Origin of the sequence: Niabella sp. (assembly GCF_030150205.1) — a bacterium.
Classification (GTDB): Bacteria; Bacteroidota; Bacteroidia; order Chitinophagales; family Chitinophagaceae; genus Niabella.
In genome coordinates this window covers 17,181-41,931 of record NZ_JASLGT010000029.1, presented here as the reverse complement: position 1 = coordinate 41,931, position 24,751 = coordinate 17,181, and the positions used below count along the sequence as shown (strand labels likewise).

Below are 24,751 nucleotides of genomic sequence, written 5' to 3'. Positions count from 1 at the left end.
GCTAGTGCTGGCCTTTAATTGAAATTATTTCCTCCTTTTCAGAAATGTTAAGGATTTTTGCTTAAATTTTTCTTAAGTATTGTTTGTTGTTTGGGTGTTTGACAACTTCAGCAATAAATTACCGTCTATAAAATAAGAGCGCGCAAATGCACTAAAATGCCAGCGGCCTCGGGTAACAATTTTAACTCAAAATAAAATAATTTTTAAACATGAAACGACTTATTACCACATGGAGCGTTGGTTTATTCCTGGTGCTGGCTTTGTCTGTTTCTCAGAAGGCTGCCGCCCAGCCAAGAGTTGGGGTGAGCATCAATTTCCAGACCTTCTATGACGAACTGAGCCCTTACGGGGAATGGATCGATTATCCAGACTACGGGTATACCTGGCGTCCGAGAGTGGGTTCGGATTTTCGTCCCTACTCAACAAACGGAAGCTGGATCTATTCAGATAATGACGACTGGATGTGGGCATCGGACTACGACTGGGGCTGGGCGCCATTCCACTACGGGCGCTGGTTTTATGATCCTCTTTACGGATGGCTCTGGGTGCCGGGCTATGAATGGTCACCCGGATGGGTAGCCTGGAGAGGTGGCGGCGATTATTACGGATGGGCTCCGTTGCGTCCCGGTATCAGCATCAGCATTGGATTTGGGAACTACAACCCTCCGTATGATTACTGGACGTTTGCCCCTTGCAGGTATATGGGCTCCCGTTATATCAACAGGTACTACTATCCATACCGGAATAATGTTACTATAATCAATAATACTACGATCATTAATAACTATGGCGGCCGGAACTCCCGCAGAGGTGGTGGTGGCTACTACACCAACGGACCGCGCCGTGCGGATGTAGAACGGTACGCCGGCCGTATTCAACCGGTGCGCGTACGGGATGCAAACCGTCCCGGAAGGGCATCAGTTGGCCGGAACGAGGTTTCTGTTTACCGTCCTTCCGTGCAGCGGGGTAATGACAATTCCCGGTATGCCCCCAGAAATGTGCAGGAATATGACCGGAACGCTACAAGAGGTGACCGCGGCAACAGCAACCGGGGTAATGTAGAAGCCGGAAGAAGAGGGGATGTAAACGGAGGCCGTTATGGAAATAACAATACCGGTATGGATCGGAGAGATGACCGGAACAATATCGGCAGAACCCGTGGCAATGGCCAAATGGACGGACGTGTACAGGATAACCGGGGTACGGATAATAACCCGGTTGGAGGACAAAATGATGCCATCCGGCAGCGCCGGGGAGGTATTGAAAATGCCCGGGGCAATGATGCCACAGGTCAGCAAAGGGGACAGCAGATGCGTCAGCAACGCGATCAGCAGATGGACGCACGTAGCAGCCAGGATAACGCTCAGCGGATGGAACAGATGCGCCAGCAGCGTGATCAACAAATGGAAGCACGTCGCAACCAGGACAACGCTCAGCGGATGGAGCAAATGCGCCAGCAGCGTGATCAACAGATGGACGCGCGTCGCAACCAGGACAACGCTCAGCGGATGGAGCAAATGCGTCAGCAGCGTGACCAGCAGATGGAAGCACGTCGCAACCAGGACAACGCTCAGCGGATGGAGCAAATGCGCCAGCAACGTGATCAGCAAATGGAAGCGCGCCGCAACCAGGATAATGCCCAGCGTATGCAGCAACAACGGAATCAGCAGATGGAAGCGCGCCGCAGCCAGGAAAGTGCTCAGCGGCAGGAAGCAGCCCGCAGCCGGGAGGTTCAGGTTCAAAGAAGCGCGCCACAGAGAAGTGATGCCGGTGGCTATTCCAGAGATGGCGGTTCCCGTGGAGGCGATGGTGGTGGCAGAGGCCGTTCAGAAAACGGAAGAAGATTTTAAGATGGGTAAGGTTTAGTTTTTCATAATTTAAAGTGTATGAATCGGCCCCGTTTCCGGGGCTGATTTTTTTGTTTTTATAAGTAATGCGGCCAAAATTGCCAATGACAGATCACCCTATGCATGAGAAATCAATTAAATTTTTAGTTATGCCGTCAACCGCGGCGGACAGAATGACGGCCGGAGTGATTGTCATCATTTCATCCGAACGCCCGGCTGATTTTGCAGCTTAAATAGTTACTCAGAACGATCATGTGCAATCAGTCGATTTTTAATACAACCTTTCTAGAACCGTACCCCCAGGGATATTCCTGCACGAACACCACCCCAAAGTCCGTTAAGCTTTAAACGGGCAAAACGGGCATCTACCGTTGCTGATGAACGAACATGCGCTATTTGAATGTCTTCCAGTGCCCGGCGCAGTTCATCCTGTTCGCTTTCCGTCAGCGGCCGGTCGGGTGTTCCCGTAAAATTGCCCCGGCCTGCACCCACATGAGGGCCCAGCAACCAAAGATCGAGGCAAAGGGTTTTACCCAGTGTCTTTTGTAAACCCAGCAGCAGTCCGCCTGTATCGCCGGTCAGCTTCCCGGATAACAGAACCGTGCCATCCGTGCCGCCATAATCTGCATAACGGATCATAAGATCACTGGATGAGAATTGAGCATGGCGGTAAAATACCGCTAAATATAATCCCTGCCCATAGCCTTTTTTCCCGGGATAAAACCGCAGTTCCGGGGTAATGGCCCAATTGGCTACATGTATTTTTTCGATCAGGTCCTTTGTGACCTGGTTCTCACCAATATTGGATAACAGCAGCTGTTTTAACGGAAGCCTGCCGGAAGGCATTACCCTGCCGGAAACTGCTATGGAAAGACGTTTTCCAAGAATGCGCTCATATTGTAAGGCATAGTTCTTAAGGGGGATGGAAGTAAGATTTGTTTTAATAATATTTAACCGCGGATGCGGTATGGTTTCCTGCTGCGCAACTGTGTACCCTGGTAACAGCGCAAAGAAAAGAAAGGCATACAGTAGTCTGGAGTTCATAGTCTTCAACTTTTTAAACAGGTCGTTTTTGGCCGGCATATACCGGCTGTTTAAAAACTGCCTGTTGCCCGTTATGTATAAACGGGTTCATACAAATATACCCTTTCTTTCCGGAAAGGATATATACGCATTAACGGATGCTTTCTGCCTTCAGAAAAAGCGTGTATTATTCCATATTCTCTTCGTGGTGAATCAGTTTGCCGTCCAGTGTCATACCCTGGATCACTACCCGGAACGCATCGCTCACATCGTTATTGTAAAATGAGATCAGGACCTGCTTCTTTTTGGGATCAACCACTACATTGGGGTTCCAGTAGATGGTTGTGCGCACATCCTTGTCTGCATCCGGAGACACAAACTGACTGTAATATTTTGGGGTATAAAATTCCCTGATGACGGTATAGCCTTCAATACGGCTTGCCGACAGCCCCTTACCCGGCTCTGGTTTTACATCATCGCCTCTTCGTGTATAAATGGCGATAGCGCCGTTGGCTCCATTTGTACCACCCATAAATGGCGGACGGAAAGCCTTGATGTAGGCAATATCGCTCACATTGATAGAGGAGGCAAAGCTCACATCTGCCGGCATTTCGTCAATATAGATCTGGGGCGCGCCGCCTCTCCAGCTTAACGATGCATTGGAACCGCTGCCGCTGATCTGAAGTCCGGCTACCTTTCCCTGGAGATAGGTGAATATATCCAGGGCACTTTTGGCAAAGGGATCGTTCAGTACGTCCATTTGAATGGAGTTCATATCGCCTTTAAATAACCCGGAAGCGTATTTGTCATCCATGATCTGCACCGGCGATTTGGTTTTGGCAGCAACAGTAACGGCTTCGAGCTCCTTATATTTATTTTTCTCTGCAATGGCGTTTGCTGCGGAGGCCATTTTGAGGTGATAGGCGCTGCCGGCCGTATCTGCTTTAAACGGGATCATCCAGGCATTACCCGGGTCGGGAACACGTAGTTTATCAGGCATGAACTGCACCATCGATCCGTCGAGCGTTTTATCCTGTATTTTATAAGCAACCCTTGCCGTGTCAAAAAAGATGGCAGCGGGATCATTAAAACGTCCGTCCTTTGTAATCGGCATCATCAGCATCTTACCGTCTGTATCTTTTTGCTTCATCATTACAATAATGGAGGAGGCGGGGGAAATTGAAGAGGGCATAATACCGGCCAGCTTTCCCGAAACAGAAATATAGGTAGAGTCCCGCGGGTACCGGATCGCCGGTAGCGCGCCGGATACCAGCTGGCTCCAGTTAAAGCGGCGCCAGCCGTTCGTAAGCATTACCAGGTCCAGCTTTTGCTGTGTTGCCAGTGAACTGTCCCTGAAATAATAGGCGGGATTGTTAACCTTTCCTTTCAGTTCACCGGTAAGCATCAGTCCGGAAAGGATATTTTCGCTACTGTCTGCGCCGATAGCCAGATCTGTAACTGCAACGGAAAGAGAGGCAGGAGCAGCTTCGGGCAGCGAAATGACCAGCTCATTCCGTCCGCGATGGCTGAGGCCCCAATGCTCTACTTCCATAGTGGCCGGCCAGGAATAGGCACGGTTGTTATCTACGTAGGTGATGCGCTCTGCAAGGGGCTTCCAGCTTTTGTCAAAAACGGTGATCGTTAAAATGCCATAGGGCAGGCTTTCCAGCGGAATGCTGCCATTTACAGGCGTGCCTTTAATGGCCCGGCTGATGCTGAACACCACATGCTGGTACATGGTACCAATAATGTGCACACTATCTGTTTCTGCGGCTGCACCTGGTGAAGCCTGTATTTCAAAATTACGCTTACCCTGGGCCAGGGCCACTTTTAAAAGGATCCCTTCAGGACGGATGGCAGGGAGTGGGGTTGTATACTCTGTTTTCTTTTCATCTTTCCATTTAGCCGTATAGGTGGTATTGGGTTTGGGGGTGAGCAGGATATAACCCATTCCATCGTGGGTATTCCGGAGGCTGTCTACAAATTTTCCGGTTCCATCTACAACAACACCGGAAAATTTTATAGGATCGCCAAAGGCATTGACCGCTTTAAACGCAATTTTGTTTGAAAGCCCGGCGATGGCATCTCCGCCTTCCGGGAAAAAACTAAGGGTGGGTTTCAGATCCGCACCCGCCTTGCCTGCGGGCGGAGCATCCGTTACCACCGGGATCTTTTTGGTATAGAGGAAGGCTGAATCAAAATTCAGCATCCAGCTGGTATACGCTTTTACGGTGATGGATTTGCCGGTGTAGCCGGAAGGTAAATCAAACTGACCGTTGGTCATGCCATTTACAAGCGGTCCGGTTGTGTGCTGCAGGATCTTGCCCTTATCATCGATCCAGTCGATATAAAAGGTTTTACTGGCTTCTGCGGGTACCACTTCGGTCATCAGGTATGCTTTAAACCAGATCGTTTCCCCTGGCGAATAACTGCTCTTATCATAATGAATATAGGTCCGTTCGGGGGTGAAAGCGCTGGCAAACCGTTCAATTTTGCTCATCATGTCCTGTGCCTGCAGGGAAATAAACAGGCCCGGAACGGCCAGCGCCAATAACGAAATTTTTTTATAAAAGGCTGAAAGCTTTAATCTTATCATCATAGTAAAAGCGAAAATTAACATTTGTACCGGATTTGGCGGCACTTCATACCCCCAATTTTATGATAATTTTAATGAAGATCCGAAAGAAGCACGTATTTTCACATAGAAACAGGCAGTTTTTCAATTATTTACTTACCTTTGCATCCCGTTTAAAAAACGGAAGCATTACTGAAGAGGTTCAAAAAGGGGGGCGCCCGGGCGTCAACACCTCAAAGGTGTCACAACAAAATAAAGGTATCATGCCTAAAGTAAAGACGAATTCCAGTGCAAAAAAGCGTTTTAAAGTAACCGCTACTGGTAAGATCACTCACCAAAAAAGTTTCAAACGTCACATTCTGACTAAAAAATCAACCAAGCGTAAACGCGGTATGCGTATTGACGGTGTTGTTGCAAAATCCAACATGAATTTTGTACAGCGCTTATTACGTTTAAAGTAAGCGATTGCTTGATTTTTATTTTATTATTTACAATTAAAATTATTCAGATATGCCACGTTCAGTAAACTCAGCAGCTTCTAAAGCCCGCCGGAAAAAGATATTAAAACAAGCCAAAGGCTTTTATGGCAAACGTAAAAATGTATTTACCGTTGCCAAAAACGTTGTAGAAAAAGGGATGACCTACATGTATGTGGGTCGCAAATTAAAGAAAAGAGATTACCGTTCTTTATGGATCGCGCGTATCAACGCTGCTGTTCGTGAAGAAGGATTAACTTACTCTGTTTTTATCAACAAACTGAAAGAAAAGCAAATTGATCTGGACCGGAAAGTTCTGGCGGATCTTGCGATGAACAATCCTGAGTCGTTCAAGGCGCTGGTTGCTTCTGTTAAATAAGCGGCTTTTAAAAAATAGTATAAAGGGCTGTCTCCGATAAGAGGCGGCCTTTTTTGTTGGGTGTTTATCTCCGTATTGAATGTTACGAAGGGATACAACCTTTTTTAACCTTAAATTAAAAGCACAGGAGCTGCCTGCAATTCCTTTTGCAGCCGGTTTTTGGGGTAAAGGCGGTGCTGAATGAGTGTGCTTATTTAAAATAGTAGCTCAGCCCTAACGCAACATATTGCATCCGGGGCTTTCTGCCCGGTATATCATTGGTGCGTTCCTTATAGATCTTTGAAAAGTGATGGGTAAAAGATGCCTGTATTGCAAACTGGGTGCTTAATGTTTGCTCTATTGCCGCACGTCCGGCCAAACCTGCCGGGCGGTAGTCGTCTTTAGAACTGCTTTTGGTTTCTGTAAACAAAGGAGGGGTCGTGGCTGGCTGTGCGGATTCCGTATAAGTGTGTGTGGTACTTTTTACCAATAGATAGGGCGCAGCGCTCAACCCGATTGCTGTTCGTTTTAGCAGTTGATAGTGTGCTCCCAGGTTGAGTTGGGCGTAAAGATGATGAACCTGTCCTGGTTTAAAATTTCTTTCAGTGGTTTCCGGTGAAACGGTATATGAGAAGTTCCCGTCAACCGGGTCTCCGGCAAATCCCCCGGCATAGCCGTCAAACATTAACAGGAGGCTTCTGAAGCCGGGCATATTCAGACGGGAAATATCACCGGTTGATTCGAATTTAAGGGTTGTATGGGCCCGGTAGCTGGTCATTACAAGACCTGCGGATGTTTCCAGTGAAAGTCGCTTAACGGTGGTCGGAATTTTTATGCCCCCAGAAAGTCCTGCGCTCAACTGGCGGTCAAAATCAGATTGCCCCGAAACAGTGGCCCTTACTGCTACATTGTCTATAGTTGTAGGATAGGATGTCGTATTATTGGTTTTCCTGATAACTGAAAAATTTCCTTCGGGCCGGATGAACCAGTGTACCTGGCTGAATGCGGTAGGTATAATAAAAAGGAGTGATAAGGAAAGCAATAGTTTCAACCGGCTCATAAGGTTTGGATTTACTGCAAAGCTAAGGGAAATTTGACTTCGTTGGCAAGGCGGAAGTAACTGGCCGCCTGCGTATCGTCGGTCAATAGCAATGGGAAATAATCAGCACGCAATATGGGCGTCAATTCCTGCTGGGAGAGACTTTAACTTAAATCCGAATTTTATCAAAGTATTTTGAGGAAATGCCTAATTTAGCGGGCAATTTAAAAAAACTTAAAAGCTGCCGGCATTCACCGGATTTGTAGGGTAATGAATAATTCATACTTAGGCTTAGTAGACCAGACCTTTAACTTCCCACAGGAAGGCATTGAAGTAGAAGATGGCTATTTGAAATTTAACGGCATCGACCTGAAAGCCCTGATCAAGAAGCACGGCACGCCCCTCAAGGTCAGCTACCTTCCCAAGATCGGTATCAATATCAACAAGGCAAAACAATATTTTGCCACGGCCATGAAGCGGCATAAGTATGAAGGACAATATTTTTATTGTTACTGTACCAAGAGCTCGCATTTTTCATTTGTAGTGGAAGAGGCGCTGAAGCACAATATTCACCTGGAAACTTCTTTTGCTTATGATATCGATATCATCAATCAATTGTACAAAAGAAGAAAGATTACCAAAGACATCAACATTGTCTGCAATGGCTTTAAGCAAAAAGCATACACATCACGCATTGCAAAGCTGATCAACAGCGGGTTTAAAAATGTGATCCCGGTGCTGGATAACAAGGAAGAGCTGCAGATGTATAAGCGGAGTGTGAAGAGCAAGGAGCCGTTTAAGCTGGGCATCCGCATTGCAGCGGAGGAAGAGCCTACCTTTCCGTTCTATACCTCTCGTTTGGGAATACGGGCAAAAGACGTGCTGGAATTTTATGTAGATGAAATTGAGGGGAACGAAGAAAAGTTCCAGCTTAAAATGCTGCATATTTTCCTGAACAAGGGTATCAAGGATGATATTTATTACTGGAGTGAGCTGCGTAAAAGCATCAACCTCTACTGCCAGCTTAAAAAGATCTGTCCGGAGCTGGATTCCATCAATATCGGTGGGGGCTTCCCCATTAAACACAGCCTGGCTTTTGAATACGATTACCAGTTCATGATCAATGAGATCATCAGCAATATCAAATCGGCCTGTAAAAAGGCTAAGGTACCGGTGCCCAATATCTATACGGAGTTTGGAAGCTTTACCGTAGGGGAGAGCATGGCGCATATTTACAGTGTGATCGGGGAAAAAGTACAGAACGACCGCGAAACCTGGTATATGATCGATTCTTCTTTCATTACGACATTGCCTGATACCTGGGGCATTGGTGAAAAGTTCCTGATGCTGCCCATTAATAAGTGGAACAATGAGTACCAGCGGGTGGTGCTGGGCGGCATTACCTGCGACGGGCATGATTATTACGATTCGGAGGAACATATCAATGAAGTATTCCTGCCTAAAATCAATAATGATAACCGGGTGGGCGGACTGGGTGTTCCTGCAATTGAGGCCACGCCAAAGAATGCAGAAAGCGATGCGGAGCCGTTGTATGTGGGCTTCTTTCATACCGGTGCCTACCAGGATCAGATCAGCGGTTACGGGGGGATTAAACACTGCCTGATTCCTTCGCCTAAACACATCATCCTCGAGTATGACAAGAATGGTAAACTGATTGAGTGGGTATATGCCAAAGAGCAAACCTCTCAGAGTATGCTGAAGATACTGGGGTACCTGCGATAGAACAGTTTTTAGATTTTTTATAAGAATACGATTTTGAAAGGCCGGCTGGTATCAGCCGGCCTTCTTTTTTCCTGCGGCCACATCTTGGTAGAAAAATGAAAGCGGCGCTATATAATAATAAACCGGTATCAATTTTATTGAAATGCCTCCAAATGGTTTGCGGACAACAAACCACGACGTAGCAACGGGTAGTATTTCCACTGACCAGAAGAGGAAACCGGAGCCCAGTATGCTGAAAGGGGAGCTACTATACGCTGTTCTTTTTTCCTAAATAAATGGCCAATGCCAAAAGCCCGGCTATACTAATGATCACATAAATCCAGGCAAGAATCGTAACGCTGTTTCTATAAGCATCTGATTTATTGAGCCACTCTTTTTCCAAAATTTCAATGGAACGATTGTCCTTATATATATACCTGATATAAGTCCATATCTGAAGAATGACAAATACGCCGATGATCAATAGTGTATTAAGAACTATTTTTTCACTACTAATAATTATGATAAGCATATATACGGCGGTTATATTAAAGGTAAAAAGTCCACCTAGAATCCCGGAAGACGTCGAGTCCGGACTTTTCTCGGTTTTATAGCCCGCATACGCTCTGTATATCAAATAATATAAAAAATCAATAAAAAGCATTTAAATAATTTATAATCTCAACAGAAATGGCCACCCGATTTTGTGGCGGCCATTTCCTTATGTATAGTATGTTTCCTTCTTTACTTAATAAACATACCTCTGGGATTATTTACGTTAGACAGGAAGGTTTCGGTACCGGTTCCGTCCAGGTTAGCCCGTTTTATAAAACCATTATTGGTTTCGGCCCAATACAATTTATGGTCTTTGTAATCAATCGTAATACCCGAACCACCCCGGTTGCCCGCTACGTTGACGATTTTTACAATGCCGGAACCATCTGCGTTTGCCTGCATAATGCCTGTTTTTCTCCGGTCGTCGTAATAGATTTTTTGATTTACTTCGTCTACAAAAATACCATAGCCATAAGCCCCCTCAATGATCTTGCCGATCCCGGTTCCGTCAGATTTTGCTGCGTACAGGTTCTCATTATTCACTTCATAAAAGTAAAGGATGTTTGTTTTGCTGTTGAACCCGATGGCTCTCAGCGCACCGCCGGATATATTGATAAACGTTTTTTCATAACCGCTGCCATCTAAATTGGCTCTTGATACGTTTGGACCATCGGCTATATACATTTTGCCATCCGCCATATTCAGGGCAATACCATAGGGGGCGGCCAATCCGGAGAGCAGTTCTTCCTGGTTGTTGCCGTCTACATCCATACGCCAGATCTTTCCGGCATTGGCGTTTTGAAAATCGCAGTAATAGATTTTTTTATTCACCGAATCGTAAGCCATTCCATGGGCTTCTTTGCCGGTCATATTTACTACCGTTTCGGCTGCTGAGCCTGGTACAAGCGATATCTTTCGTACAAGCTTGGTGCCGTACTCTATAAAATAAAGCTCTTTATCGGTGTCGATGACAGCGTTGGGATCTTTAACAACAAGATCCATAGCATAACTACCGGTACCACCGGCACCAACGGCTTTTAGTTTTACCGTATAGTTGCCCGGAGTAGGGTAAGTTTTTGTTGGGTCTTTTTCGGTAGTTGTTGTGCCATCACCAAAATCCCAGCTATACGATCCGGCATTCAACGATGCATTTTTAAATTGAATGGGTTCGTTAATATTCAACTCTGTATTACTGATGGTAAAGAAACTCTTTACCGTAGGATGTAAATCGTCAAAATTGTATTTCGATTTTTTACAACCCGCCATAGCTATTAAAGCGATTAGAAAAGCGGGAAGCAGTTTTTTTAATACGATCATCATTTAGCGTTTTAAGTCTTGTGTTCCTGGCTCCCGGTTGCTCCGGAAGCCGTTTGTTCATTATTTTAATTCAAAACCTTCTCCCGCTGAAAAGAGGGACAGGGATGCATTTTTAAAAGTGGCCTTGTCGTTGTTAAATACGTTCAACTTGCGGGGATTAGCAATAACGAGCACCTGGCTTTCACCCACGACCCGCACTTTTTTGCCTTTTACAATAATGGCCGTGCTTTCATCGATACCGATTACTGTTTTATCCGGGTGATCACTTAACACACTCAAAAGACGGTTATACCGGCTGCGCTTAATAAAGTGCTGATCAACAATGGCGCTGGTGATAAAGCCCATTCCCTGTGTGGTAACAGCATTGTTCCTTTTAATTTCCCGGAAGCTGTCCTTATCGCTTTTATCGCGTTCTTCGCCGGTGATCATGATCTCCGACATTACCGCTGCTCCCGCACTGGTACCGGAGATGGTGGCACCGTTTGCAAAAGCCTGGTGCATGGCCGTAAACAACCTGGAACCTTTAACCACATCCATAAATTTATTCTGATCCCCGCCAACGATATAGATCAGCCTTGCATTGCGTACGGAATCGATCCAGCTTTGATGGCTATTGGCCTGCTCCCCGGAGAAATTAAAACTGGTGATGGGATTTTTACAGATCTCCGCCAGCTGCCCGCTGATGAATGCAGCGGATTCTTCCGGAATGCCGGTTGCCATGGGCAGGATAACGATGTAATCATTGGCCCGGAATCCTGCAGTCTTTACCAGCTCCTGCATTAATTGGGGCGAACGGTCGCCGCCACCGATAATAAACAGGCTGCCTTTGTTTTGACTATATGCAGCCAGTGTTGTAAAAACAAAGGCAGCTAATAAAATGCTTTTTTTATTGAAATATTGTTTCATTACTTATAAATATGAATTGATATGTTGCCATTTTCATCCACCGTACCGCGATACATCCCTGAGGTATTAAATGCCATAGCCACTTGGCCAGACTTATCTAAACCGATGATACCGCCGTCGCCGCCCATTTTCCCGATCTCGGTAATGACCTGTTTTGCGGCTTCCTGTACCGAAAGTTTTTTTAATTCAATCAATGAAGACATGCGGTTGGCGGCTACCTCGCGGATATAGTATTCGCCCCAGCCGGTGCAGGAAATACCTGCAGTGGCGTTGTTACAATAAGTGCCCGCGCCGATGATGGGGGAGTCGCCCACCCGGCCATATTTTTTATTGGTCATACCGCCGGTAGAAGTACCCGCAGCCAGGTTGCCGTTTTTATCCAAAGCCACAGCGCCTACCGTGCCAAATTTTTTGTCCTTTTCAGAGATGCCATAGATCCGGCTCTTCCGCGGATCCACGTCATTAAAGGCCGCCCTGCCTTTTTCTTCTTCTTTTATGGTTCGTTGCAACTGATCCCAGCGCTCCTGTGTAAAGAAATAGGAGGGCGGAACCGTATCGCAACCGTTTGCTGCGGCAAATTGTTCCGCACCGCGGCCTACCATCATTACATGTTCAGACCGTTCCATTACGGCCCTTGCAGCGTTAATGGGATTTTTGATATTGGTAACGCCGGCCACTGCACCGGCCTTTAATGTTTGCCCGTCCATGATAGATGCATCCAGCTCATTCTTGCCATCATGGGTAAATACGGCACCTTTGCCCGCATTAAATAAAGGAGCATTTTCCATTACATTAATGGCTGCCTGCACAGCATCCATTGAAGGCTTTCCTTCTTTGATCAGGTTATAACCGTTTTGAAGTGCCTCGGTTAATGCATCCGTATAAGCCTTTTCTTTTTCAGGGGTCATAAATTGCTTCTCAATGGTTCCGGCACCTCCGTGGATAACCATGACGTATCTGGTGGTTTCGGTGGTGCCGGGTTGCTCTTTACAGGAAAGCATGGCAACACTGCATCCAGCAATTACACAGATTGTTTTAAATATATTTTTCATTGTATCTTTTTAGTTTTTTTTAATCAGGTCAGATGAGTCGCGTTATCATCATGCGTTGTTTTTAAAACATAGGCATTTCAAATAAGGTTATGGACGGGCACCCTGAGCCCAGTTTCCGGAAACGACCGACCACCAGAATTTTTCCAGTCCCGAGGTATTATCCGGCTCAAATGTATTCATATTGAATTTATTGTTACCGGCTATTGCAGCTATGGCCGATACCTGTATGGCCTTGCCATCGCTGTTCCAGGTAGCGGCTTTATTGGCTTCAAATGTTTCCGGCTTTTTGGCCGCATCTGTTTTTAGGAAAAAGGCCTTGTTGCTGCCCACTACATGCGCCATTCCGGTTTCATCGATGCAAACGGCTGTGTTCTCATCTACAGCAATACCATAGGGTGTTTTGCCCCAGTCCTGCATCACCCTGCCCAGGAAAATGGCAGACCGGCCCTGGCGGTCGCGCTGGGTGAAATGCTGATCGGTGATCACGTTTTGAAGAAACGGCGTTTTCAGGAAATCGTCTTTGCCGATGGTTATTTTTTGCGCATAAGGATTCAGCAATGCTTCCGGAGATTCGATACCGCCTCTTTCGGCACTGAAATAGTAGTTGCCCAGGATCGCGGCTCCGGCGCTTGTTCCGCCTACGGGTACCTTTTTTTCTGTCAGCAAATAATTAATGGCGGCCATCACTTTTGTGCCTTTCCAGTAACCGGTATAATCCGATTGGTCGCCCCCGGCAATAAACAGCATTTCCGCATCGCGGATGATTTTAGCCACACCATCGTCATCTGCCAGTTTGCGCGAATCTATTTTCAGGGTTTCCACGGAGTTTACGTTTCCCAGCCCTTTTACATAGGCGTTATACGCGTTTGTTCCTGTGGCCCGGATGATCACTACGTCTCCACCGCCGCTTCGTTCAATCATCCATCGGAAGGCAGCTTCTACATCAGTGCCACCACCCATGATCACGATCCCGCTTTTGGTGGTGGTTTGCACATCCGCGGCATCGCCTACAATGCCGATAGAGGCCGAACGGGTAACCGGCGGCGGAGGTTTGGGAGCACCGGGTCTGAACGGATTATTAGGATCTTCCGATTTGCTGCAGCTCATCAACAACACCGCGGCCAAGCATATGGGGTAAAATAATTTCATTACTCAATAATATCGGGGTTAATAATTGGGGTTTTGGATCATCTTTTTGTTAACGGCCATTTCATCTGCCGGAATGGGGAAGCAGTACTGGGCTGCCGTTGGCATAAGCTTTACAGCTCCCGATGTATTAATGGCATCCTGCGTGGTACGCTCTACCGGTAAGTTCCTGCGTTTGAGATCAAAGAAGCGATGGCCTTCAAAAGCCAGTTCCTTAAACCGTTCATTGTATATCGCATTCATAAGACTTTGCTTGTCTGTAAATGTCTGGTCGATATAGTTGTAGATCCGGCCTCTTCTCAGGTCATTCAGATCTTTTGCGGCGGCGGCGAGGTCATTGTTCTCCAATGCTGCTTCTGCCCGGATCAGGTACATTTCGCCGGTGCGGAACAGCTTCACCGCCGTCAGGCCACGGTAAGCAGAATCGCCGCCTACATATTTGTTAACCAGGTATTGCGATTTACCAGCCGGACGGGTGGGGGCGTATTGGATATAGCTGCTGAAACGGACATCATCGGCCCGCTGCGTGGGCGTGCCAAATTGGTCAATGAGCTTGAAAGAAGGAGCATACAAAACGATTTCTCCCGTTTCACGGAAGAAGATGCCCCCGATACGGGAATCTCCTCTTACTCTTGCAAGTTTCCATACAACTTCTGCCTGACTTGAGTCTTTCCACACTTTTGCAAAATCATTTTTAGGGGCCAGGGGCTCACTTGCAATTACTTCTGATGCATACGCAATGGCATCGGTCCATTTTTTTTCATACAGGGCCACCCTTGCCTGTATAGCCGATATGGCTGCTTTGGTGATGCGGCTATTGTCGCTGAAACCGGAAGGCATGAGCTCCCTGGCCGCTTTCAGGTCTGCATTCATATTGTCGAAATTGGATTTTACGCGCTCTCTTGCAAGGTATTCAAGTGTAGGTTTCTTTACATAAGGCAGCCCCATCCCATCCGGCTCGTAGGAGGAGGCATAAGCGCTTAATAACTCTAAATACGCATAAGCCCTCAGGGCCAGCATTTCGGCCTGGTACTGATCCAAACGGCTTTGTGCGCCATATGCAGGAATATTGGGAACAGCTTCCAGCACCCGGTTGGCGCGGTCGATTGCCACACAATACTCGTAAAAGGCCGATGTAACCGAACCGGAAGTGGAGTTGTAAAGCCAACGGTGTGCTGATGTATTGGATACCGTATTTTCGGTAGGCAGCATGGCTTCGTCCGACACAATGGCCACATTTTCGATTAACGTGGAGCTCAAAGGGGCATAGGCGCCCAGCACACCCATATTCAGGTCGTCTAAATTACGGAATGCTTTGGTGGGATCAATATAATCGGAGGGCGGTGTATCCAGCTTGGAGCAAGATTGGAATACAAGTGCAGCCAGCGATAAAAAAACAATTATTTTCTTTATATACATAACGCGTAGATTAAAAGTTAACATTGATGCCTGCTGTATACTTCCGGGCATTTGGATACTCAAACCGGCCGTACTGGCGGTTGTTTTCGGGATCGAGTCCCCGCCAGGAAGTCCAGGTATACAGGTTCTCTCCCTGGATAAAAATATCTGCCGATTTAAGAATTCTTGTTGCCTGCAACAGTGTTTTGGGAATGCTGTAATTCAGCTTTACATTTCTCAGGCGCATAAAGGAGGCCTCCTGTATATCTTTCGATGTAAAATTTCTCGGAACATCGATGCGCTGCAGCAGTGCTTCATCGCCCGGCTTTTTCCAGCGGTCGTACAGCATTCTTTTGCTTTGATTACTGGTCATGTACCCCTCGTTCTCGATATAAAAGTCGATATTATTCCAACGCTGTACGCCGGATACAAACGAAAACAGGGTATTCAGCGTGATGTTTTTCCAGCGTACCGAAGTCGTGATACCGCCGGTTAATTTGGGATACATCACAGCGGAAAGCGGCACCGATTGTTGTTCGGCATTATACACATTGGTAACAGAACCATCCCGGTTGTAATAGCGTGCATCGCCGGTAGCCGGATCTACACCTGCCCACTTTGGTGCATAATAGGTGCCGTAGGGAAGTCCTACTTTGATGATCCTGGTGTCGCCATCCGGCAACTGATCCGTAACCTCACTTACCCGTAGAATTTTGTTTTGGTTATAGGCTGCGTTAGCGCCAATATTCCAGTTAACGTTCTTATTCTGGATTACATCGCCGCTCAGGCTGAATTCAATCCCCTTGTTGCCCATTCTTGCAGAGCTCAACGGTGCGGTTCCGCCTGCTCCGGCTCCCGAGAAAGCAGAAAGTTGCTGATTGATAAACATGTTCCGGGTGATTTTATTGTAGAAATCCACTATGAGTTTTATCCGCTGGTTTTTAAAAAGCGACAGGTCGAACCCTGCATTGAACTCGTCTACATATTCCCAGTCAAAATCAGGGTTGCCAATGTTCCGGGGCCGGATCACCGGCAGTCCACCGTAGGTTGTATTTACAGAATAGGTGGGCAGGTAAACAAAGCTGCTGCCAAAGGGACTGGCGGTTTGGCCATAGCTGGTCCGCAGCCTCAGGAGGGAAATCAATTCGGTCGATTTCAGGAAGGCTTCCTCTTTCACATCCCAGCTGGCGCCAAAAGAGTAGAAGCCGTGCCAGCGGTTTTTGAGCGGTACGGATGAAACGGAAGCACCATCGTAGCGGTAACTGGCCGTTAGTGTATACTTATTGTTCAGTGTATAACGGCCTGTTCCCATATAAGAAAGCAACGCACTGTTGGAGCGGCTACCACTTAGGCCCGGAAGAAACGCGGTACTTACCGTTATGCCTGCGGGTGTTTCCGGCAGCCGGTCATCCAACCCATATCCTTTGTAACTGAAAGACCGCGCGTTGTTATACAGGTATTCAAAAAAACCGGAAACTTCAATATCGTGTATGTTGATCCGTTTCTTATACGTAAGGCCGGAGGTTGAAACAAGGTTGAGGTATCTTCTGAAGCCTTCTCCGAAAGCGCCTTTGCCGCCGGCCTGTTTGCTTCCGATATAGGACAGCGGGTTAATGAATGTCTGGTCAACAGAGTTGCGGAAGTCCATACCCGCACGGGTGCTGATCTTTAATCCTTTTGCAATTTCATAAGCCATATTTACGCCCAGTATTGTTTTGAACTGCTCTGTTTTATCAGATGTTCCGTACAATACATCTATTCCGCGGCTTCCCTCACGGGTATCATAAAATCCTCTGCCGTCGTCGGTTGCATAGAACACACCGTCTGAAGTAAAGGGGTATTCATAAGGCAGTGCATAATAAACAGATGCCATGGGCGAGCCAACCCCGGTGCCTCCTTCGTTATAGGTAAAGCGGGAAGCGGAATAACCCAGGTTGATATTGACACCTGCGGTGAATTTACCATAATTGAAATTGGTATTGCTGCGGAGCGAGTACCGGTCCAGTCCTGTTTCTTTTACAATACCCTGTTCTTTCCACAATCCTAATGCATTATAAGTTTGAATGTTTTCGTTACCGCCGCTCAGGTTTAGCTGCTGCTCCATAAAGCTGCCATGCTGGAAGAACAGGTCTCGCCAGTCGGTATTCATTCCCCTCAGGCTATCGAGTATTCCATCCGCCCGGTGCTGCCAGTCTGCCGTTTGTTTGGCATAATCCGGGTTCAGCGGCGAAAAGGTCCATCCGGGGCCGATGCTCCGCCCTGTTTCCGAACCTACTTCTTCTTCAAATTTCAGGCGTTCCCGCCCATCCATCATTTCGAAGGTTGGCTGGGTAAGGTTTGAAAAACCGTATTGTGAACTATAGCCCACACTAAGCCTTCCTTTTTTGCCTTTTTTAGTGGTGATCACAATTACCCCGCTTGACCCTCTGGAACCGTAAAGGGCCTTGGCGGATGCATCCTTCAGCACGGTCATCGATTCGATATCTTCCGGGTTGATGGTTTGAAAATAACCACTTTCAATAGGAATTCCGTCCATAATGTATAAGGGGGAGGTAGAGCCGTTGATGGAACCAATGCCTCTGATCACAACGGATGCGGCCTGGCCTGGCTGACCGGAACTTGAAATAACGCTGAGACCGGGTACGCGCCCCTGCAGGATCTGTTCAACGCTGCTCATGGGTACGGTATTAATATCCGCAGCATTTACCTGTACAGAAGCGCTGGGGCTTTTGCTTTTTGAATATTGCGTATAGCCGGTGATCACTACCTGCTCCAGGTGATTAACGTTTTGCTGAAGGGTAACAGTGATGTCGTTTTCCTTTCCTACTTTAACGGTTTGAGAAAGAAAAGAGACGTGTGAGATCTCCAATACATCGCCTTCATTGGCGTTGATGGTAAAGAAGCCGCCGGCTGTTGTCATAACGCTGGACCGTCCATCCGTAACACGGATCACCGCTCCGGCTACTGCATTGCCATCCTGGTCAACCACTTTCCCGGTAATAGTTTTGAAAACAACCGTGTTCTTATAAGTGTTCGTTTTGGTACCAGGTGCATTTCCGTAGGATACGTTAGCTTTTGCCTGGAATACAAGACACAAAAACAACAAAAGGGGTATTCCGGTTTTTTGTGCGCTACTTGAAAAAGAACGGTTCTGTCCGTTCTTTTTCTCATAAACAATTAAGCTCATATTCAAATAATTATTAGTTTGTTACCGTCGGAAAATAGTATATTATTTTAAAACTCAAAAAAATACTCTATTTTAAACGTATAAGCAATGTGTGTGCTTCATTTATATATCAAAATACCAGATCATTATTGCTGCAGAATAAGGCGGGGCCGGGTTGTGCAGCCGGTTCATTTTATGATAGGTATGTATTTATATAAAGAGAGGCCGGCAATAAAGCACCTGTTTAAATAAAATGTATGCGGTGTTTTTCGGTATATCCCGTTGCATGAAAAAGGAACTGCATTTTTACTTTGAGACCGAAATACGCATGACATTCTGAGAAACAGATCCATGAAAGATTGTTTCCCTAAATTGATAGCCCAATTTTGGAGGCAACGAAATTTACTCCGGACCAATCAGAGCGCAATGGACCGATAGATGAGCCTTTCATCCCCGAAAAGCAGCGATATTACTTTGTAATTTTCTTATAGGTTCTATAACCATCCATGTCTACCATACATTTTGGAGCGGCAATGGTAAGTACAGCATTGGAAATATCAATGGTTGAGGAAAGCATTTCAACGGGGAACGAGATCCCAGAGTTTTTTGCTTTTTCTATAGATGCGATGTCTTCAAAGAGGAATGTTTTTTCGAGGGTGCTGCTGCCACAGCGGTAATCATATCGGATACGGTAGTTTCCTGTATAATGGATCGTATCGCTTTTTATGATCTCGTATTGCCCATTCTTACGAAGTGTAAGAATTTCGGTAGTATCTGTTAGTGGGCCGGGTGCTCCGCAGGTACCACACACAAATAAGCTAAGTTTCCAAACCCCGGCAAATTTTTCATAATTGCTGTTAACCGCTTTTGTATTATCTGTGAGGTATGATTGATCAATGACTACCTTTGTCCCGATCTCCGTTCTTGTACCCGGCTTTTCCTCCGGTTGTTTGGGATTGTTTTTTTGACAGGCATACAAACCGGTAACGGATAGGAACAATAAAATAAATCTGAATTTCATTAGCTTTAGTATGATTTGTGTACAATTCGGAGATTAGTATATGTTAATTTACGAATATATGAATTATATTCCAGTTTATAAATAATATGAGAATATATTTAATGTATGTGGTTGTGTTTATAGGTATGCTTATGGCAGGCTGCAACCGCCGCACAGCACCATTGGTCAGTACACTTCAAACAGAAGCGCTTCATCATAAATGGAAAATTACCACGCTGGAAGGCTATACCGAACCGCTTACCCAAACGGGGCTGGATCTCCGGAATGTATACCATTCATTTGCCATGGCGGGTTGCGATACGCTGGCGCTTACACCGCGGTTTGGTCATCAGCACCGGATTGCGCTGGATGACCTGGCATTTTATCCCGCTACGCGCAATTGTGGCAACGATGCGTTGAGCAGGATCCTGAAGGAAAACCTTTTGGCGGCTTACTATTTCAGCCTGAAGGATGGAAAGCTGGAACTGATGAACCGGGAGGGGCACAGCCTTTTAAAGGCCGTTATTGACCCCGAAGATGAAATGGGCAGCATCCGGCGCCGGTGGCGGATCACAAAAATGATCCATGTAGCGTCCGACAGTTTTGCGATGCAACATCCGGTTATCGATTTTACCGATCTTCCGGCATCCGGTGCTTTTGTGGGCTGTAACCAGCTTCGGTTTGCAACACATATCTCCCTGCCGTATTCCATTTCTATTGCTCATATTACCGGTACCTATAAGTATTGTAAAGATGTTGCCGGTTTTGAATCGATCATCTCCAAAGCACTGCCGCTGGTGGCAAAATACCAGGTGATCGGTAACCGGCTGAAATTGTTGGACCGGGAGGATGTGCTGTTACTGGAGGCGGTTGCGGATGCCGGTCCTGAAGCAAACCTGCCGGGAAGCACCTGGAACCCACTGCACCGGGAATGGATGTTGAAAAAGCTGGATGGAGCAGACGGAGACCTGGTGATAAAATCCCGGGCTTCCATCAACCTGGCCGGCCGTGCGCAAACCGGTGGCATGGCGGGATGTAACCGGGCGATGTTTACGGTTCAAACCGGGGCGGGCACATCGATCCGCTTTTCGGCAATTGCTACTACCAAAAAATTCTGTGCGGAATTTATGGAAGTGGAGGAGCGCTACCTGGCAGTATTGCCGCAGATCCGTTCATATGCGCTTAGCGGACATTTTATAAAATTTAAGGATGCAGCCGGAAAAATCCTTGCTGAAGGGGTGGCGGCAGACTGGGATTAAGGTTAGGAGAGAACGGTTTCCACTCAGATTTACAAAATCATAATACCCCGGGGGCGGCAACTGTGGAAAATATACTAAAAGGATGCCCTTGGTTTTTCCTATTTTTTCCTACCTTTGCAGCCTTAAATTCCATTCATTTTGTTCTGATATGGCTTTTTTATTTATAAGTCATTGATTACAAGTAGAATGGTGTCAGAAATAAAATAATTTCAACTTTAGAAAAATCATGGCAGATTTAAAATTTCAAAGAAACTTTGGTATTGCCGCTCACATTGACGCAGGTAAAACCACTACAACTGAACGTATTTTACGTTACACCGGTATGATTCACAGAACAGGTGAAGTACACGAGGGTGGTGCTACAACTGACTGGATGGAGCAGGAAAAAGAACGTGGTATTACCATTACTTCTGCCGCGGTTAGCTGTCAGTGGAACTTTCCTACCGATAAAGGAAAGGCTACGCCAGAAACCAAAAAATACTCATTTAATATCATTGACACTCCGGGGCACGTGGACTTTACCGTAGAGGTAGAGCGTTCTATGCGGGTTCTGGATGGCCTGATTGCGCTGTTCTCTGCGGTGGATGGGGTAGAACCTCAGTCTGAAACCGTATGGCGCCAGGCGAACCGTTACCGGGTACCGCGTATCGGGTTTGTAAATAAAATGGACCGTCAGGGTGCCGATTTCCTGAACGTGGTAAAACAGGTACGGGAAATGCTGGGTGCTAAAGCGGTACCGTTGCAGCTGCCTATTGGTGCTGAAGATAACTTTAAAGGTGTTGTAGACCTGATCAAAAATACAGGGATCATCTGGGATGATGCTACAGAAGGTATGACCTATACCGAAGTGCCGATTCCGGATGATATGAAAGACGAAGTGGAAGAATGGAGAGCGGCGTTGATTGAAGCAGTAGCTGAATATGACGATCAGCTGATGGAGAAATTCTTTGATGATCCGAATTCTATTTCCGAAGCGGAAATTCATGAAGCGATCCGTAAGGCTTGTATCGATCTGAGCATCGTACCGATGATGTGCGGTTCTTCTTTCAAAAACAAAGGTGTACAAACAGCACTGGATGCGGTTTGCCGTTACCTGCCTTCTCCGGTAGATGTAGAAGCGATCGAAGGTCATGATCCGAATGATCCGGAGAAAGTATTGACCCGGAAGCCGGATGCAAAAGAGCCTTTTGCAGCATTGGCCTTCAAAATCATGACCGATCCTTTTGTAGGACGTCTGGCGTTCTTCCGTTGTTACAGCGGTCACCTGGATGCAGGTTCTTATGTACTGAACGTAAGAAGCGGTAAGAAAGAGCGGATCAGCCGGATCATGAAAATGTTTGCAAACAAACAAAACCCGATTGATTTTATCGAAGCCGGTGATATCGGTGCTGCGGTTGGTTTTAAAGAAATTAAAACAGGAGATACCCTTTGCGACGAGAACCACCCGATCGTTCTGGAAAACATGTTCATTCCGGAGCCGGTGATCTCTGTAGCGGTTGAGCCTAAAACCCAGGCAGACGTTGATAAAATGGGTATGGCCATTGCAAAGCTGGTGGAAGAAGATCCTACCCTGCGTGTTAAAACCGACGAAGATACCGGTCAGACCATCTTAAGCGGTATGGGTGAGTTACACCTGGAGATCATCGTAGACCGTATGCGTCGCGAATTTAAAGTAGAAGTAAACCAGGGTGCACCCCAGGTAGCTTATAAAGAGGCGTTCAACGCCACCATCGAACACAGGGAAACCCTGAAAAAACAAACCGGTGGTCGTGGTAAGTTTGCGGATATCCAGTTTAGCCTGGGTCCTGTAGACGAAGAGTGGAAGAAAGAAAACCCCGACAAAAACTACCAGTTTGTAAACGATATCTTTGGAGGTTCTATCCCAAGAGAGTTTGTACCTGCTATTCAGAAAGGTTTTGAAACTTCAATGAGCAGCGGTGTACTGGCCAGCTACCCGGTAGATAACATGAAGATCCGTGTATTTGACGGAAGCTTCCACGCGGTGGATTCTGACTCTATGTCGTTTGAGCTTTGTGCAAAACAAGGTTTCCGTGAAGCAGCGCGGAAGGCAAAACCCGTATTACTGGAGCCCATCATGAAAGTAGAGGTAATCACTCCCGAGCAATACATGGGTGATGTTACCGGTGATTTGAACCGTCGTCGTGGTATGATGGAAGGAATGGATACCCGTGCAGGAGCCCAGGTAATTAAGGCACAGGTGCCGCTGAGCGAAATGTTCGGTTATGTAACGCAGCTGCGTTCCTTAACTTCCGGACGTGCATCCAGCACTATGGAGTTCTCGCACTACACTCCGGCGCCTAACAACATTGCCGAGGAAGTGATCGCAAAAGTAAAAGGAAAAGTTACTGCGTAATACCAGTAACCCGATTGAATATAAAAGCCCCGGCTCCGGCCGGGGTTTTTTGTGTGCCTGTTGGAAATATCCTGTTTTTCAGGTATATTTAATAGTAAAAATGCAATATGGTTAAGGAATATTCCAACGGGGAAGTAGTGATCATCTGGAAGCCGGAATTGTGCATTCATTCGGGCATCTGTGTGAAAATGCTGCCGCAGGTATATAAACCAAAGGAATCGCCCTGGGTAACGCCGGGGAATGCTGGTACAGAGGCGTTAAAGATCCAGATTGCGCATTGTCCTTCGGGGGCTTTGTCGTGGAAGCCGGTGGCCAAATAATTTTAATGGAGTTTCTATATGGAAGAATGACGCAAGAAGGAACGTTTAAAGGTGCAATGTAGCGGGCTTATTTCAGCGATAAAAACGTTTGCCGATATCGGCGAGATGCGTTTATGGCAGGCCAAGTGATAATCGAAATGCCTTCTTAGATATATATTCTGATACAAAGATCTTATGATTTTCTGTAAAAATGGTAAAGAAGAAATCTGTCTCTGCTTTTTTGCCATTCACCAGATCGGATTCCCATTTTTTTATATTTATTATAGTGTTATAAATATACTGTTCAAGCGCCGTATCATTAACTGACGAGGCAACGTTTAAACTGAGCAGGTTGTTTTTTTTCCCTGTTTTTAGCCCGATGACCAGCCATTGATCCCTGGGGGTTAAGGAACAGGTGTCAAATTGCGCCTGTAATCCTTCAATCAGTTTTGGCAGGGAAGATGAACGCTGGTAACCGAGACAAGCAGCGCTGCCTGTAATTAATTTAATGTTTTCATTGCCGTAGCGTACATATAAACCCGTATTGGGACGTTCGATATAATCATTGTTATGAGCGCGCGATTTAATATAAGTTCCATCATCATATAGCTCTTCCGAAATAGGCTGCCGGGCATCGACATTGGAAAACGTCCATGGACCAGACCTTTTCCCGTTGATCAGATCTCCTTCAGTTTCAAATTTTATGCAGGCATCCTGCCCGCTGAATTCCGTTTTAAAATGACCATTCCCGTTTTTTACAAGCTGCTTATTGTCTGCAGAAAATGCTTCAAGCACTAATGGGATATCATTTTCATATAAATATACTTTTTGTATATTCCCGTTTGGATAGTAAAATGTCCATTTCCCGGTTCTGGAGCCGTTTTTGTATTGCCCGGTTTCTTTCAATTGACCATTTGAATAATAATATTGAGCCGGTCCTTCCATAAGTCCGTTTCTTATAGTACCCTCTAAATATAATTTACCATTTAAAAAATAGTCGTGGAATGGGCCCGTTGTACTTAAACGTTCGGTGTCAATTTTTCCTACCCGGTAATACGCTGCGCAATTTCTGGCAGTTACCCATCCAGCGCAATTAAAGTACACTTTAATACTGTCGGAAGCATAGAGCTCTACAAAATCGCCGATGGTAAAGTTGTCCGGTAGCGTGTCCTGCCCATGTATGGTGCGTGTACCGGATAGCAATAATATAAGCGTTAATAAAAAATACTTTTTCACAAA

Annotated in this window: 18 protein-coding genes; 7 read left to right on the top strand and 11 right to left on the bottom strand. The window is 46.3% G+C overall.

Going from position 1 to position 24,751, the window contains the following annotated elements; genetic code table 11:
• Positions 1–209: 209 nt before the first annotated feature.
• A complete protein-coding gene (locus Q1V85_RS21970) occupies positions 210–1,850 on the top strand; it encodes a DUF6600 domain-containing protein (RefSeq protein WP_300603284.1) in 1,641 nt (546 codons plus the stop codon).
• 282 nt (positions 1,851–2,132) lie between these two features.
• On the opposite strand, the gene Q1V85_RS21965 is transcribed toward Q1V85_RS21970, so the two are convergent.
• Both Q1V85_RS21965 and Q1V85_RS21960 read right to left on the bottom strand, forming a co-directional pair.
• Positions 2,133–2,891, bottom strand: a complete 759-nt coding sequence (locus Q1V85_RS21965) for a hypothetical protein (RefSeq protein ID WP_300603281.1) — start codon at positions 2,889–2,891, stop codon at positions 2,133–2,135.
• A 166-nt stretch (positions 2,892–3,057) separates the two neighbouring features.
• Complete coding sequence (locus Q1V85_RS21960) at positions 3,058–5,469, bottom strand: hypothetical protein (RefSeq protein ID WP_300603278.1); 2,412 nt, start codon at positions 5,467–5,469, stop codon at positions 3,058–3,060.
• Between the two features lie 239 nt (positions 5,470–5,708).
• Here Q1V85_RS21960 and rpmI point away from each other — a divergent pair, with 239 nt between their 5' ends.
• Together rpmI and rplT are read left to right on the top strand one after the other, a co-directional pair.
• The gene (gene rpmI, locus Q1V85_RS25255) at positions 5,709–5,906 is read left to right on the top strand and encodes a 50S ribosomal protein L35 (protein ID WP_026309486.1); all 198 of its coding nucleotides are present in this window, start codon (positions 5,709–5,711) and stop codon (positions 5,904–5,906) included.
• A 49-nt stretch (positions 5,907–5,955) separates the two neighbouring features.
• Positions 5,956–6,300: a 50S ribosomal protein L20 gene (rplT, locus tag Q1V85_RS21950; RefSeq protein ID WP_231003264.1), complete on the top strand. Its 345-nt coding sequence runs from the start codon at positions 5,956–5,958 to the stop codon at positions 6,298–6,300.
• A gap of 190 nt (positions 6,301–6,490) precedes the next feature.
• On the opposite strand, the gene Q1V85_RS21945 is transcribed toward rplT, so the two are convergent.
• Positions 6,491–7,339: a hypothetical protein gene (locus Q1V85_RS21945; protein WP_300603270.1), complete on the bottom strand. Its 849-nt coding sequence runs from the start codon at positions 7,337–7,339 to the stop codon at positions 6,491–6,493.
• A gap of 249 nt (positions 7,340–7,588) precedes the next feature.
• Between Q1V85_RS21945 and Q1V85_RS21940 the strand changes: the two genes are divergently transcribed.
• Entirely contained in the window at positions 7,589–9,061 is a 1,473-nt protein-coding gene (locus tag Q1V85_RS21940) for an arginine decarboxylase (protein WP_300603267.1), read from the top strand.
• Between the two features lie 723 nt (positions 9,062–9,784).
• Here the strand turns inward: Q1V85_RS21940 and Q1V85_RS21935 are convergent.
• The 7 genes from Q1V85_RS21935 to Q1V85_RS21905 form a co-directional block, all read right to left on the bottom strand.
• Positions 9,785–10,915 carry a PKD domain-containing protein gene (locus Q1V85_RS21935; RefSeq protein ID WP_300603265.1) on the bottom strand — a complete coding sequence of 377 codons (1,131 nt, stop codon included), beginning with the start codon at positions 10,913–10,915 and terminating at the stop codon, positions 9,785–9,787.
• 57 nt (positions 10,916–10,972) lie between these two features.
• Positions 10,973–11,818 (bottom strand): cyanophycinase, encoded by an 846-nt coding sequence (locus Q1V85_RS21930; RefSeq protein ID WP_300603263.1) that lies wholly within the window; start codon positions 11,816–11,818, stop codon positions 10,973–10,975.
• On the bottom strand, positions 11,818–12,870 hold the full coding sequence (locus Q1V85_RS21925) for an isoaspartyl peptidase/L-asparaginase family protein (protein WP_300603261.1): 1,053 nt from the start codon (positions 12,868–12,870) through the stop codon (positions 11,818–11,820). Before Q1V85_RS21925 ends, Q1V85_RS21930 begins: the two co-directional genes overlap by 1 nt.
• An 87-nt stretch (positions 12,871–12,957) precedes the next feature.
• Positions 12,958–14,019, bottom strand: coding sequence for a cyanophycinase (locus Q1V85_RS21920; protein ID WP_300603259.1), 1,062 nt, complete (start codon positions 14,017–14,019; stop codon positions 12,958–12,960).
• A gap of 18 nt (positions 14,020–14,037) precedes the next feature.
• Positions 14,038–15,435: a RagB/SusD family nutrient uptake outer membrane protein gene (locus Q1V85_RS21915; RefSeq protein WP_300603257.1), complete on the bottom strand. Its 1,398-nt coding sequence runs from the start codon at positions 15,433–15,435 to the stop codon at positions 14,038–14,040.
• Between the two features lie 10 nt (positions 15,436–15,445).
• Entirely contained in the window at positions 15,446–18,601 is a 3,156-nt protein-coding gene (locus Q1V85_RS21910) for a SusC/RagA family TonB-linked outer membrane protein (protein WP_300603255.1), read from the bottom strand.
• Between the two features lie 448 nt (positions 18,602–19,049).
• Complete coding sequence (locus Q1V85_RS21905) at positions 19,050–19,601, bottom strand: hypothetical protein (protein ID WP_300603253.1); 552 nt, start codon at positions 19,599–19,601, stop codon at positions 19,050–19,052.
• 86 nt (positions 19,602–19,687) lie between these two features.
• On the opposite strand from Q1V85_RS21905, the gene Q1V85_RS21900 reads away from it, so the two are divergent.
• From Q1V85_RS21900 to Q1V85_RS21890, 3 genes are all read left to right on the top strand, one after another.
• Entirely contained in the window at positions 19,688–20,839 is a 1,152-nt protein-coding gene (locus Q1V85_RS21900) for an META domain-containing protein (protein WP_300603251.1), read from the top strand.
• A 226-nt stretch (positions 20,840–21,065) separates the two neighbouring features.
• Positions 21,066–23,213 (top strand): elongation factor G, encoded by a 2,148-nt coding sequence (gene fusA / locus Q1V85_RS21895; RefSeq protein ID WP_300603249.1) that lies wholly within the window; start codon positions 21,066–21,068, stop codon positions 23,211–23,213.
• Positions 23,214–23,320: 107 nt separating this feature from the next.
• The gene (locus Q1V85_RS21890; RefSeq protein ID WP_300603247.1) at positions 23,321–23,533 is read left to right on the top strand and encodes a (4Fe-4S)-binding protein; all 213 of its coding nucleotides are present in this window, start codon (positions 23,321–23,323) and stop codon (positions 23,531–23,533) included.
• A gap of 111 nt (positions 23,534–23,644) precedes the next feature.
• On the opposite strand, the gene Q1V85_RS21885 is transcribed toward Q1V85_RS21890, so the two are convergent.
• Entirely contained in the window at positions 23,645–24,748 is a 1,104-nt protein-coding gene (locus tag Q1V85_RS21885; protein ID WP_300603245.1) for a hypothetical protein, read from the bottom strand.
• Between the last annotated feature and the right edge of the window lie 3 nt (positions 24,749–24,751).